We start from the raw sequence: 13,806 nt of genomic DNA, 5'->3' as shown, positions 1-13,806 counted from the left end.
ATGATGCATTCCTTCATTAATCATAACTAAACTATGTCAGTCATAACCGAGCTATGTCAGTCATAACCAAGCTATGTCAATCGTAACTGAGCTATGATAAGCGCATAAAATTTTGGATTTTTGCTGTGAATCTAAATACTCTCTAACACTTAAATACTGTCTGTAACTTAAATGCTATCTGGGCTACGTAAGTTTTTGACCGCGATACGATCCGCTTGCTTACGGTCACGCTCAGGGGTCATTTGTGGCTTATAAATACCCTGCTCATTGACATGAATACCCAGCGGACGACGCTCTTTGGTAATAGATTCTTGTAGCAGCATCAAACCTTGAATCAACGCTTCTGGACGCGGCGGACAACCCGGTACATAGACATCGACGGGTATTATTTTATCCACGCCTTGCACAACAGAATAGATATCATACATACCGCCCGAGTTGGCACAAGCACCCATCGAGATGACCCATTTTGGCTCAAGCATTTGCTCATAGAGGCGCTGAATAACGGGGGCCATTTTGACGAAGCAAGTACCAGCGACGATCATCACATCGGCCTGACGCGGTGAAGCACGAATAACTTCTGCCCCAAAGCGTGACAAATCATGAACCGCGGTTAAAGTAGTGGCGTATTCGACGTAACAGCAAGACGTACCAAAGTTAAATGGCCATAATGAGTGCTTGCGCCCCCAGTTTGCTGTTGAATGAACGAGGTCTTCAAGACGACCCATAAAGACGTTTTTATTGACTTCGTCTTCGATAGGATCGTTGACTGTTTGACTGGTCTGTGCAGGATAGACATCTGCATCAGGGTTGGCTTTTGTTAATGTGTATTTCATAACATACAACCTTTATATTAGGCTCAGCGTGGCAATTATCTTGTCTTCACTAGCGCCATAACTTCTATTATTAATAAGTGACCATTAATATAAATCGACTGCCATATTCTTTACAATCTTGTCGTTATCATATTGTTGCCACTAGCTTTGATCTTTATAACTTTTTATCAAACCTATTATCAAACCTAGATATCAGTTTTAAAAGCCAATAACTATAAGCAAAATAGTTAGCGCTTATTATCCTGATGCGCAGACGTCGCAAAGTCCACAGAAGTAACATTACCTGTGGTATTAATATGATCGATATTTTGTAAATGACGACGATTGGTCTCAATATTGTTTGAGACATTAATCTGTCCTGAGGACTGCGCGGGTATCTTACCAGTCGGGTCGACCATCAGCTCATCGACACCATCAAACTTGGTGATGTCTGCTAAGTTAAAGCCAGCAGGCGCAGTATAGAGACGTACTTTTTTACGCAATTTGTCAGCAGGTGCCCAGTTTAGAGCCCCCAGACTTAAAGCGTATACCAGACCAATTAACAAATCAATGATAAAGGTCGCCGCCGCAATAAACCCCGCCCAGCCAGTTTCACGAACGGAAACAGCGTAAGCGTATAAGTACAGCGCTTCTAAGTCAAAAATAACGAAGAAGATGGCCACCAAATAGAATTTTGCAGACAAACGAATACGGGCGTTGCCAGATCCGACAACACCCGCTTCAAATACTTCTTCTTTTTGTGAGCCATGAGAGCGACCGCCAAGTAAGCGCGGAACGACCAGCATAAAGACAACTAGCCCGATAGCGGCTAAAATAAACGCAACTGCTGACCAATTAAAAGCAGACATGATAATACGTGCTCCTCACCCAATCGAGTGTTAAGCGCAGCGCAGATGCACCAATTAAGGCAGTCTTACGACAGGCGTAACGCAGACGAAAACACAAAGTAACTGTCAGTGAGCCACTTTATACAAGTAACTCAATGACTATTATAGGTACTGTGCTGGTAATAACCAATTATCAAGCTTATTGACGACGGTGTCAGACGTGACCAACTGTAGAATTTCCGGTACGCGCGCGGAGAAAGCTGGTCGCCTAACGCATCTTCTAACAACGTAAGATCAACGTATTAAATCAATATCATATTTGATGTTTTATTTAATTGATTTAATAGCTCATTACACGTGGTCAATAATGACGTGACAACTGGCATAAATTATTTACGTACTATACGCATATCATGGCCCAAAAGCTAGTTTTTAACTGTATTGTACGGTCACTTTATAGGCAAAAAAAACATATTTTTTTTATTATAAATTATGATATAGACGTTACCTTATATTGATGTCAAATAATTATATTTTATGGTCAACTGTCATCAATTTTTACCGCTAGCCACTGTTAGCACTTTAGCTGCCAAATACTGCATGCTTTATCATGCCACTATCATTAGCTAACTCCTTCCCCAAAGTGGTGGTTTTTGCTTTATAATAGCCCACCTAATTTCAATGACACATAGTCAATAAACTGTAGATTTTATTAGCGTTATTATCTGATTTATGTATTTAAAAATATCGCTCCGCTATCAATTTTAATGATATATACCGCGCTCTTTTAGCTATGCGGCTATAGTCTGCCCACTATAAAATCACTACAGCCTCGACCTCGATTACTATACTAAGGTATAGCTTGCATTCGGTTTCCTTGTCTTGTACTGATGTTATTTTGGATTGACTGTCTTAGCTCTGCCCTCTTTTTTGCTTTTGTCTTACAGGTCACCTTATGAGTCAACTTAATCCCAAACAACAAGAAGCGATGCTCTACGTATCGGGCCCATTGCTCGTACTAGCAGGTGCTGGCTCCGGTAAGACGTCGGTGATTACGCGCAAGATTGCGTATCTGATCGAAGAATGCAACATGCCAGCTGAGCGCATAACGGCGGTGACCTTTACCAATAAAGCGGCGCGTGAAATGAAAGCGCGTGTCAGTAAATTGCTACCAAGCGATAAGATGCGTGGCCTAACGGTATCAACTTTTCACCAATTTGGTCTGCAGTTTTTACGCTATGAGCTGATTCATACGCCTCTAAAAGGTAACTTCTCTATCATGGACAGCGACGACAGTAAGCGCTTGCTGATGGAGCTGATGATGCGCGACAACTTGAGTGGCGCTGAAAGCCGCGAGTTGGTCGGTAAAGCCATCAAAATGATTTCCGATTGGAAAAATGATTTGGTCGAGCCCGATAAGGCGATGGAAACGCTAGACGATCCAGAAGATATGATTTTCGCGACGTTATATGCGCTTTATGAGCGTAACTTGCGTGCTTATAATGCTGTCGATTTTGACGATTTGATTGTATTGCCAACCAAGATATTACGTGAAAATAGAGAACTGCGTGATAAGTGGCAAAACCGTATTCGTTATTTGCTCGTCGATGAATATCAGGATACCAATACCGCGCAGTATGAGATGATTAAATATTTGGTCGGGCCACAAGGGCGTTTTACTGTGGTTGGCGATGATGACCAGTCTATCTATGCTTGGCGAGGCGCTAAGCCTGAAAACATGGCGCTACTAAAAGAAGATTTTCCAAAGCTTAAAATCGTCATGCTTGAGCAAAACTATCGCTCGACCACGCGCATCTTGACTTCTGCTAACGCCGTTATTATGAATAACGAGCATTTATTCGAAAAGAAACTGTGGTCAGATAAAGGGCAAGGCGAAAAGATTCGCATTATTAATTGCCGTAATGACGACGACGAGTCTGAGCGCGTGGCAAAAGAAATCGTCACGCATAAATTGCGTTTTGGTAATGAATGGGAGCAGTATGCCGTTCTGTATCGCAGTAACTTTCAGGCGCGCATGCTGGAGGCGCAATTGCGCCAGTTGCAAGTGCCTTATAAGCTATCGGGTGGTCAGTCGTTCTTTGCCCGTAGTGAAATCAAAGACATTATGGGCTACCTGCGTCTGATTTTGAACCCAGAAGACGACAGCGCATTTTTACGTATCATCAATACACCGAAGCGCGGTATGGGACCTGCGACCCTCGAAAAGCTTGGTCTATTTTCGCAAGAGCATAGCATCTCGTTATTAGCCTCTTGCACGCACGCTGGTCTGGCTCACGTCTTGCCATCGAAGGCTTATGGCACGATAAAAGAGTTTGGTGAGTTCATTGAGCATTATACTCGCGAGCTGGATCAACACCCTGACCCTGTGCCAATCGTGCGCCAGATGATTGATGAGACCGGTTATATTGACTTCGTGCGTAGCGACGCCAAAACGCCGCAACAAGAAAAGAACCGTATCGATAATATCGATATGCTTTATACCAGTATCCAATCGTTGATTAATCGCGCGGAAGAAGATGAAGACCGGACGATTGATACCATTATTCGCAAGCTGGTGTTACTCGACATGCTTGAGCAACAGCAAGAAGAAGAAAACACCAACAAGGTCAACCTAATGACCTTGCATGCGGCAAAAGGTCTGGAGTTTGATTTCGTTTATATCATGGGCCTTGAGGAAGAGATGCTGCCACATCGCAACTCTATCATGAGCGAGACGGTCGAAGAAGAACGGCGTTTGATGTATGTAGGTATTACCCGAGCCCGTCGTGAGCTGACGTTGACTTTAGCGACTCAGCGCCGCGCCGGTGGGCAGATGCGCGTGACCTCTGAATCACGCTTTTTAGATGAATTACCAGAAGATCATATCGACTGGCCGGCCAAAGCGAAAAAGAAAAAAGCGACCAAAGATCCAGAAGCCGTCGCTGATGAATATTTGGCCAATATTCGTGCCTTGCTGGGTAAACGCTAGACCGATAAAAATCGTAACATGGCTAGTGGCTAGAACATGCACTAGCCACTAGCCATGTTACATTGAGCGCCACACCATTAGCATGAGGTTAATGGTTGGCAAAAAAACTATTCACTCACTACTTTGGAACGATTATGCCTGCTCCCACGCCTACTCCTGATCGTCAGCCAACCTTGCAGGCAGATTATAATCCGTTAGAATATAGTGCCGAATATAAGCTGTTATATCTACAGGAACTGGTCGCTAAAGACTCGCATAGCGACATCGCTGAGTTCTTAATCAAGCAGTCAGAGTATGAGATTGCCAACCTACTCGAATCCTTCCCGACGCAAGCGCGGCGCATTATCTGGGCGCAAGTCCCTGACAATTTAAGAGGTGAAGTCCTCGCTGAGCTGGACGTAGATACGCGCCAGCCCTTGATGGAAAACATCTCTTCAAAAGAGATATCACTTTTTACTCAAGACCTTGATGCGCAAGATATCTCTGAAATTCTAGACACCGTTACTGAGAGCGTGCGTACCTCAGTCATGGCGACTTTAGATGAAGATATTAGGATTCAGGTTAATAAGCTCGATACCTATGCCGACTGGGAAGTTGGTAGCTATATGGACCCCGACCTCATCCAAGTAAAGGATGATATTAGTCTGGCGCAAGTACAGCACTGGCTACGCGAAAACGACGACTTACTTGATGATCAAAGCCAAGAGCTACTGGTCGTCGATCAAGGTCAGCAGTTACTTGGGCTACTCAGTTTGGTCGACTTGATCAAGCATGATCAAAATACCTTGGTCTCCGCGCTGATTGATAATGCGATTACCATTAACGACCGCTTAGACATTCAAGATGCTGCCGCGATTTTTCGTTCAGAAGACATTCGTTTTGCGCCAGTGATTAACAGTCATGGCGAGCTGGTTGGTCAATTAAATGGCGAAGACATCATGGAAATTATCCAAGATGATGTCGACAGCACCATGAAAAATCTTGCTGGTGTCAGCCAAGATGAAGAGCTGTTTGCGCCTATTTTAACCAGTGCCAAAAGCCGTAGTATTTGGCTTGGCATCAACTTGTGTACCGCGCTTTTAGCGGCAGCGGTGATTGGTCAGTTCGAGGAAGTATTGGCGCAAGTGGTGGCGCTGGCGATATTGATGCCCGTGGTTGCCAGTATGGGCGGCATCGCTGGCTCGCAGACGCTGACTGTGGTCATTCGCGGTATGGCGATGGGTCAAATCGGTGGTTCTAACCGTCTGTGGTTACTCAATAAAGAACTGTGGGTCGGTGCGATAAACGGTATCATCTGGGCGATAATTATGGCGTTTATCGCGCAACTGTGGTTTCATGATATTAAAATTAGCTCGGTGATCGGTTTTGCTATTGCCATTAATATGACCGCTGCCAATGTATCGGGCATTAGTATTCCATTAGCATTGAAACGCATGAATATCGATCCTGCGCTGTCCGCTTCGGTTATCTTAACCACCGTGACTGATATCGTCGGCTTTATGTCATTCTTGGGCTTGGCAAGCGTGCTGATTCTTTAGTAAAACCGTTATTAGAAGTTAAATACCAAAAGTTAAAAATCAGCAGCTATTTATAATAATAGTTGCTGTTAAGTATATTTAAAAACTCAAAGTTAAAAATGTGATTCGTTCTATTTATAAAACATAAAATCAACTTAAATCAAAACATCGTTAAGTGAGTGCGTTATGCAAGCTGTACAAGTCAAAGTATTAAACCCTAAAATCACTGAAGATAAAGCATTTTCTCTACCAACGCGCGCCACCGATGGCAGTGCCGGTATTGACTTACGTGCTTGCATTGACGAGCCTTTAACGATTAAAGCAGGTGCCACGCATTTAATAGGTACTGGCCTCGCCGTTTATATTCAAGATCCCAATTTTGCGGGGATGATTTTACCGCGTTCAGGTCTGGGTCATAAGCATGGTATCGTTTTGGGTAACTTGGTCGGCTTGATTGATGCCGATTATCAAGGTGAGCTGATGGTCAGTATTTGGAATCGCAGCAATGAAGACTTTGTACTCAACCCAGCAGAACGTATGGCACAGTATGTGGTCGTACCCGTCGCCCGCCCAGAGTTTGCAGTGGTGGCAGAATTTAGTGACGAAAGCGCGCGCGGTGCGGGTGGTTTTGGACATTCTGGTCGTCAGTAGCATTGAATATAAGCATTAAGCATTATTGGATTTTCATTTAGCATCAATCGCAGCAATAAAAATAATCAGCGATTTTTTGTTTCACCACTAGCCCATTTATTACGACAATAAGGAGAGTAAACGATGCCGTCTTTTGCTGCGCAGCAATCCTTATTTCGTGCTTATGATATTCGCGGCGACGAGCAGTACTTTACTTCAGATTTTATACAGGCTTTGGGCAGCGCCTTTGTACGACTTTACAAAAGCTATAATGCTGCCAAACATGGCAAGCTGATTTCTAATAGCCTCGTTGCTAATAGTCTCATTGCTAATGTCGATATTTCTAACAGCCATATTTCTAACAGCACTGCTAAACCGCATCATAAGCCGAAAGAAACCACGGTCATCATCGGCTATGATGTACGCTGCGATAGCGATAGCATGGCTCAGGCATTAGCGACTAACCTGCAAGAGCAAGGCCTGCAAGTGATTAATTTGGGCTTGGTCACTACACCGATGATGGCATTTTGGACTGAGCAATACGACGGTCATGGCATCATGGTCACCGCCAGTCACTCTGCCAAAGGCATCTTGGGTATCAAGTGGCTGGTTGGCAACGCTTCCCCTAGTGCCGAAGATATTCAGTTGCTTTATCAAGATTTGACAGCGTTTGCGGCTAACCAACGCAACAATCAAAATGACAATAACAATAACAGTGACAATGGCAATGACAGCCCTAAACTCTCAAATGCATGCCACAGTGATGACGCTACAGCACCGTCGATATTATCCGTTATAGGCTTGCCGACTGATATTGTGGCAGCGCCTTATATTGATGCCATTGCCGATGTATTTATCAGTATCTATCCCGATCAAAGCCTATCTGCTAGCAACAAGCGAACCTTTAAAAAACTTGATCTCACCATCGTTATTGACTGTATGCATGGGGCGACCAGTAGAATCGCCCTGCCGTTATTCACGAACTTCTGTCAGCGCGTCATCATCATCAATGACACGCCTGATGGTAGCTTTCCCATGGGCAACCCTGACCCTACTGAACCGAATCGATTGGCCGAACTGCAACAAACCGTCATCGTAAATATTGCCGATATTGGTCTGGCATTCGATGGCGATGGCGATCGATTAATGATTGTCGACAACAGCGGTAAAGTGATTATGCCTGACCATCTACTGTATTTGCTCGCCTCAGTTGCCATTAGCGAGCGTCCAGAACCGTGGCAGGCTGATACCGTGAGCCCGCAAGTACTGTTTGATATTAAATGCTCACACCATCTGCCTATGCTCTTAAGCGACTTGGGGGCGACTCCCATTCTAAGCAAAACCGGCAGTAGCTTAATGCGGCAACAGCTGCGGGTCGATGACAGTCAAATCCTATTCGCAGGCGAGTTATCTGGACATTTTATTTTTAACGACGGTTATTTTACTGCTTATGATGATGCGATGTACGCCGGCTTACGGCTGCTGCATTGGCTGGTATATACAGCGGCGCTTGCTGATAAATCATCAGCCGCCGTTGGTCTATGGGGCGAAGCCATTGAGACCTCTCGCCCTCCTCGGTTGACTGATATCACCCGTCAATTACCGACGTTGGTCAGTACAGCGGATCATTATTTACCTTTACCCAATAGCGCGTCTCTACAATGCCCAATCGTGCAACAGTTAGCAGAATTTTGTTATTATCTACAACGTTTGGTTACGCCGCCTTTTGATGACGTCGACAATACCTTGGCTGCGGCTCATGGCTCATCATCATGCTCTTGTGTGTCGAGTGTCGAGCATACGACCTTAGCCCAAGCCAAGCAATTGTTACCGAGTGGCACTCGGCTGACCTGTATTGATGGCGTGCGCTTAGATTTCGCTCATGGTTTTGGCGTATTGCGCCAATCAAACACCAGTCATCATTTGACCGTGCGCTTTGCTGGCGACAGCTTAGCGGATTTAAAAGACATACAAGCACGCTTCGTAGCGCTCTGCCGTCCCTTTGATAAAAATTTGGCAGCGCAGATTGCAGACCTTATTTCTGAATAACCAGCCTTTTAAACCCATATCTTTTAGGAGTTAGTCATGACGCTTAATCTGGATGAAGCCAAAATCACCGCTGAAGTATTGACCACAGCGCTGCCCTATATCCAACGCTACGTCGGCAAACTAATCGTCGTCAAATACGGTGGTAATGCGATGACTGATCCTGAGCTTGAGAGCTCTTTTGCACGTGATATTGTGCTACTAAAGACAGTAGGTATGCATCCGGTAGTGGTGCACGGCGGTGGACCGCAAGTCGATAATTTGTTAAAGGAGCTCGGACGCAAATCTGAGCGTATCGATGGTATGCGAGTCACTGACAAAAGCACCATGGATATTGTCGAGATGGTACTAGGCGGCGGCGTCAATAAATCTATCGTCAGCTTAATTAATAAACATGGTGGTAGCGCTATTGGACTTACCGGTAAAGACGCCAACCTGATCCAAGCTAAGAAAATGTTGATGACAAAAATTGATGACGATGGCCGCGAAGTGCCAATAGATTTAGGTTATGTAGGCGATGTGGTCAGCGTTAATAAAGAGGTGATTAATATGCTTATCTCCTCCAATTTTATTCCTGTGATTGCGCCGCTTGGTGTTGATAGCGAAGGCAATACCTACAATATCAACGCTGATTTGGTCGCGGGGAAAGTCGCTGAATTTTTACAAGCGGAAAAGCTCATGCTATTGACCAATATAAAGGGTGTGCTGGGTCGTGACGGCGAAGTCGTGACTGGACTCACGCCAAAGAAAGTCGATGGTCTTATTGAAGATGGCATTATCTCAGGTGGTATGATTCCTAAGATTCAATGCGCGCTTGACGCAGTACGTAGCGGCGTAAAAAGCGCGGTTATCGTCGATGGTCGTGTCCCGCATGCCACGCTGTTAGAGATTTTTACCAACGAAGGTGTTGGTACGCTGATTAGTCGTGAAATCGATGCTGCTATGAGCTAGCGATAAGCTCTCAAATTCAAATATGAAAAATCCCGAACTTAGCAATGACTAGGTTCGGGATTTTTTGCACTTGACCAAAATTTCCTTTACGAAAAGTTTATATCGAATGCTTCTTCATCAAAACCGCACAATAAGACCGCCTGATCCTTATTCTTAAGCTGACCTTCGACGATCGGACGTTTAATCATGCTGGTATTTTCGACAAGTAAATCAATGGCATTAGTTACATTAGTATCAGCGGCTTGCTTTTGCTCATCGGTGAGCTTACGCCATGTGGTACCGCGCTTGTTTAATACTTTATCAATGCCAAGCTCGTTGACCCAACGCTGAAGCGTTTCTTTATCGATACCTTGTTTTTTATAATCATGAAAATCATAGCTGATGCCTAGCTCATCGAGCTTAGTAAAAGCCTTTTTCATCGTGCTACAAGATTTAATACCGTAAATAGTGATGGTCATAATTAATCCTTAAGGGGTTATATTTAGCGCGTACTTTTATTTAATCATAAAAAATAGATAGAAAACTATACAAAGAAAAATCAAGGCTAACAATAACCACTGCACTCTTGGAGTGATCAGTTTAATTCTTTCCATTCCTATAGGCTCATAATGTATAGCGGAACGGCCTTCAGAGGCAAGTTGCACTAAATGCACCACTTCCACTTCATTCAAGATGGCATCTTTATATCTCATAGACCTTATGGGGTATTGTATAATTTTGCCTTGTTTAGGTTGAATCATTAATAGCCAAATTTCGTGGCGCTTGATGACTCGACAATCGATACCTATACACTCAATATCCTGCCACAACAAATATCTCTGTTGTGGTCGGCGCAAGACTTGTAAAATCGTTATCCCTTTATCTGTAATTTGAAAAACGGGCTTACCAGTAATAAAGGCAAATAATACCGTGAATACCGCAACAGCTATCAAAATTATTGATAACCACATCACTATAATGAAAAACCAACCTTCATCTTTTGCGATGGGTAGCCCATAATAATACAGCGGAAAAATTAACAAACCTAAAGCCAAAATCGACAGCATGTGTTTGTTCGATAAATACAAATCAATAGTATACTTTAGTACCTGACCTTTCTTTAGTTTTTGCATGCCGAGCCTTACTGTGGATTCATAAGTTGTTATATACTTCTTAATACTGCTCTATTATTACGTTGCCCCATCGCATTTTTTGCCGATTTGCGCTATTCTAGCGTATCTAATTTCTTATCAAAATATTCAATCTAGAGCCGACTATGAGCAATACTGTGACATCTGACCAATCAGAAAATAATTATTATAACCCACAAGCTATTGAAGCCGCACAACAAGCCAAATGGGCAACGGATAAGCGCTTTGAAGTCAGCAATGAGCCAAGCGACAAGCCAAGTCGCTATATGCTGTCGATGTTCCCTTACCCAAGTGGCAAGCTACACATGGGTCACGTGCGCAACTATACCATCTCGGATGTGCTGAGCCGTTACTATCGCCTTAAGGGCTATGAAGTCATGCAGCCAATGGGCTGGGATGGTTTTGGCCTGCCCGCTGAAAACGCTGCGATTGCCAATCAGACGCCACCTGCTAAATGGACGTTTGCCAATATCGACAGCATGCGCGCGCAGCTAAAATTGCTAGGTTTGTCTATCGATTGGTCACGTGAATTTGCCACTTGTAGCCCTGAGTATTATCAGTGGGAGCAGTGGTTGTTTTTACAGTTATACAAAAAAGGCTTGGTCTATAAGAAGCTGGCGACGGTCAATTGGGATCCGATTGATAATACGGTTTTAGCCAATGAGCAAGTCATTGACGGTAAAGGTTGGCGTAGTGGCGCGGCGGTCGAAAAGCGCGACATTCCGATGTATTACTTTAATATCACTGATTATGCTGACGAATTGCTTGACGATTTGGATCAATTAGAAGGTCACTGGCCATCAGAAGTATTGACTATGCAGCGCAATTGGATTGGTCGTAGCGCAGGTATGGAAGTGCATTTCCCTTATGAGCTTGCTGGCGAAACCAATACCCTAGATGTATTCACGACGCGTCCTGACACCTTGATGGGCGTCACTTATGTGGCGGTTGCTGCTGAGCACCCATTGGCACAGTACGCCGCTGAGCATGATGAGGCGATTGCCCAGTTTAATGCGCTGTGTAAAAAAGGCTCAGTGGCAGAAGCCGATCTAGCCAAAGCTGAAAAAATCGGTATGGATACCGGTCTTACCGTGACGCATCCACTGACCGGCGAAGAAGTACCCGTATGGGTCGCCAACTATGTGCTCATGAGCTACGGCTCTGGCGCAGTTATGGCAGTACCGGCACATGACGAGCGCGATTATGAATTTGCCGTTAAGTACAAGCTACCAATTAAACAAGTTATCGATATCCCTGCTGGGTATTTTGATGAGTTAGAAGCAGACGCAAAGGCGAACGATGCTGAGATTAATCTTGCCTATACTGAGCGCAATATTTTGGTCAATTCAGGTGAATTTGATGGCTTAGACTTTGAGCAAGCGTTTGAGGCTATGTTAGCCAAACTTGAGCCACAAGAACTGGCTAAGAAAAAAATCCAATACCGTCTCCGTGATTGGGGTGTTTCTCGCCAGCGTTATTGGGGCTGCCCTATTCCAATGGTCAACTGTGAGCATTGCGGTACCGTACCTGTTGAAGAGCAAGATTTGCCCGTTGTCTTGCCGACTGACGTCGTTCCTGATGGTCGCGGTAATCCACTCAAAAACATTCCAGAGTTTGTGAATACCACTTGCCCGAAATGTGGCAACCCTGCTGAACGTGAGACTGACACCTTTGATACCTTTGTAGAGTCAAGCTGGTACTATGCGCGTTTTGCCAGTCCGAATGATGCACAGAACATGGTCAACAAGTCTGCCGCCAATAAATGGCTACCTGTCGATCAATATGTTGGCGGTGTAGAGCACGCCGTCATGCATCTGCTTTATGCACGCTTCTTCCATAAGCTTATGCGCGATGAGTCACTGGTGTCAGGCGATGAACCATTTGCCAATCTTATGACCCAAGGTATGGTGCTTGCCGGTACTTTTTACCGTCTTAATGCCGATGGCAGCACGACGTATTACTTCGCAGAAGACATCGATATCGACTACAACGAGCGTGGTCAACCGATTAAAGCGATTTTAAAAGCTGATGGACAGCCAGTAACCATTGGCAAAATCGAAAAAATGTCTAAGTCCAAAAACAACGGTGTTGATCCACAGATCACTATTGATAAATACGGCGCTGATACCGTTCGTCTCTATACCCTATTTACCGCGCCTGCCGATCAGACGCTAGAATGGTCAGATGACGCGCTAAAAGGCCCTTATAATTTTGTTAAAAAAGTATGGCGTATTGCTACTGAGCATATGCAAGCGCTTACTGAAGCAAACCTAAGCCTTGAGACACTCAATAATGTCGCCTTGAAAACTGATGGCTTAAGCAAAGAAGCGAAAAATTTACGCCGTAAAACTCATGAGACCATTGCCAAGATCGATAGTGACTTGGGTGATCGTCTGGCGCTAAACACGCCCGTATCAAGTTTGATGGAGCTTGCCAACGAGCTGACTGGCTTTAAAGCAAATAGTGAGCAAGACCTACAAGTGCAGCATGAAGCGTTGATTGATCTGCTTATTATGCTATCAGTCTACGCGCCGCACGCGGGCGAGCACTTACTTGAGCAGTTAGGGCTGGATACCCTTACCCTGAGCTACCCAGCCGTCGATGAAAGTGCCTTAGTACAAGACATGATCACGATGGTGGTACAGGTCAACGGCAAAATGCGCGGTAAGATGGATGTCGCGCCGAACAGCGACCCTGAACAGCTAAAGGCGCAAGCGCGTGCGATAGAAAGCGTGGCGAAATTCCTAACGGGTGACATCAAAAAAGAAATCGTCGTGCCGAATAAACTGGTCAATATCGTGGTTGCAGGCTAAACTTTTTTAAACGTAGTGTTTTAAGCCTTTTTATCAACATAAGGATAGCGATTATGTCTTGTAAGCA

General features: G+C 44.6%; 10 protein-coding genes. 6 read left to right on the top strand and 4 right to left on the bottom strand.

Annotation, left to right across the window (positions count from 1 at the left end; translation table 11 throughout):
- Positions 1-167: 167 nt before the first annotated feature.
- Positions 168-836 (bottom strand): NuoB/complex I 20 kDa subunit family protein, encoded by a 669-nt coding sequence (locus tag HQR03_RS05080; RefSeq protein ID WP_010198893.1) that lies wholly within the window; start codon positions 834-836, stop codon positions 168-170.
- Positions 837-1,063: 227 nt separating this feature from the next.
- Positions 1,064-1,684, bottom strand: coding sequence for an NADH-quinone oxidoreductase subunit A (gene ndhC, locus HQR03_RS05075; RefSeq protein ID WP_101211524.1), 621 nt, complete (start codon positions 1,682-1,684; stop codon positions 1,064-1,066).
- Between the two features lie 934 nt (positions 1,685-2,618).
- Between ndhC and HQR03_RS05070 the strand changes: the two genes are divergently transcribed.
- The 5 genes from HQR03_RS05070 to argB all read left to right on the top strand — a co-directional run bounded on the left by HQR03_RS05070 (position 2,619) and on the right by argB (position 9,796).
- Positions 2,619-4,652: a UvrD-helicase domain-containing protein gene (locus tag HQR03_RS05070; RefSeq protein ID WP_173239390.1), complete on the top strand. Its 2,034-nt coding sequence runs from the start codon at positions 2,619-2,621 to the stop codon at positions 4,650-4,652.
- 134 nt (positions 4,653-4,786) lie between these two features.
- Complete coding sequence (gene mgtE / locus HQR03_RS05065; RefSeq protein WP_173239389.1) at positions 4,787-6,190, top strand: magnesium transporter; 1,404 nt, start codon at positions 4,787-4,789, stop codon at positions 6,188-6,190.
- Between the two features lie 165 nt (positions 6,191-6,355).
- The gene (gene dut, locus HQR03_RS05060; protein ID WP_173239388.1) at positions 6,356-6,820 is read left to right on the top strand and encodes a dUTP diphosphatase; all 465 of its coding nucleotides are present in this window, start codon (positions 6,356-6,358) and stop codon (positions 6,818-6,820) included.
- Between the two features lie 123 nt (positions 6,821-6,943).
- Complete coding sequence (locus HQR03_RS05055) at positions 6,944-8,848, top strand: phosphohexomutase domain-containing protein (protein ID WP_173239387.1); 1,905 nt, start codon at positions 6,944-6,946, stop codon at positions 8,846-8,848.
- 36 nt (positions 8,849-8,884) lie between these two features.
- A complete protein-coding gene (gene argB / locus HQR03_RS05050; RefSeq protein ID WP_101211519.1) occupies positions 8,885-9,796 on the top strand; it encodes an acetylglutamate kinase in 912 nt (303 codons plus the stop codon).
- An 86-nt stretch (positions 9,797-9,882) separates the two neighbouring features.
- Here the strand turns inward: argB and HQR03_RS05045 are convergent, their stop codons facing one another.
- Together HQR03_RS05045 and HQR03_RS05040 are read right to left on the bottom strand one after the other, a co-directional pair.
- The gene (locus HQR03_RS05045) at positions 9,883-10,254 is read right to left on the bottom strand and encodes an arsenate reductase (protein ID WP_101211518.1); all 372 of its coding nucleotides are present in this window, start codon (positions 10,252-10,254) and stop codon (positions 9,883-9,885) included.
- Positions 10,255-10,290: 36 nt separating this feature from the next.
- Positions 10,291-10,908, bottom strand: a complete 618-nt coding sequence (locus tag HQR03_RS05040; protein WP_173239386.1) for a hypothetical protein — start codon at positions 10,906-10,908, stop codon at positions 10,291-10,293.
- Between the two features lie 143 nt (positions 10,909-11,051).
- On the opposite strand from HQR03_RS05040, the gene leuS reads away from it, so the two are divergent.
- The gene (gene leuS / locus HQR03_RS05035; RefSeq protein ID WP_025653083.1) at positions 11,052-13,739 is read left to right on the top strand and encodes a leucine--tRNA ligase; all 2,688 of its coding nucleotides are present in this window, start codon (positions 11,052-11,054) and stop codon (positions 13,737-13,739) included.
- Positions 13,740-13,806: the final 67 nt, after the last annotated feature.

The sequence above is a fragment of the Psychrobacter okhotskensis genome, assembly GCF_013248965.1.
Lineage (GTDB): Bacteria > Pseudomonadota > Gammaproteobacteria > Pseudomonadales > Moraxellaceae > Psychrobacter > Psychrobacter okhotskensis.
This window is presented reverse-complemented; position numbering and strand designations above follow the sequence as displayed.

Bases quoted from the DNA above. Each gene is read 5' to 3' on its own strand.
- HQR03_RS05080 (WP_010198893.1), bottom strand. From the start codon at position 836: ATGAAATACACATTAACAAAAGCCAACCCTGATGCAGATGTCTATCCT.
- ndhC (WP_101211524.1), bottom strand. From the start codon at position 1,684: ATGTCTGCTTTTAATTGGTCAGCAGTTGCGTTTATTTTAGCCGCTATC.
- HQR03_RS05070 (WP_173239390.1), top strand. From the start codon at position 2,619: ATGAGTCAACTTAATCCCAAACAACAAGAAGCGATGCTCTACGTATCG.
- mgtE (WP_173239389.1), top strand. From the start codon at position 4,787: ATGCCTGCTCCCACGCCTACTCCTGATCGTCAGCCAACCTTGCAGGCA.
- dut (WP_173239388.1), top strand. From the start codon at position 6,356: ATGCAAGCTGTACAAGTCAAAGTATTAAACCCTAAAATCACTGAAGAT.
- HQR03_RS05055 (WP_173239387.1), top strand. From the start codon at position 6,944: ATGCCGTCTTTTGCTGCGCAGCAATCCTTATTTCGTGCTTATGATATT.
- argB (WP_101211519.1), top strand. From the start codon at position 8,885: ATGACGCTTAATCTGGATGAAGCCAAAATCACCGCTGAAGTATTGACC.
- HQR03_RS05045 (WP_101211518.1), bottom strand. From the start codon at position 10,254: ATGACCATCACTATTTACGGTATTAAATCTTGTAGCACGATGAAAAAG.
- HQR03_RS05040 (WP_173239386.1), bottom strand. From the start codon at position 10,908: ATGCAAAAACTAAAGAAAGGTCAGGTACTAAAGTATACTATTGATTTG.
- leuS (WP_025653083.1), top strand. From the start codon at position 11,052: ATGAGCAATACTGTGACATCTGACCAATCAGAAAATAATTATTATAAC.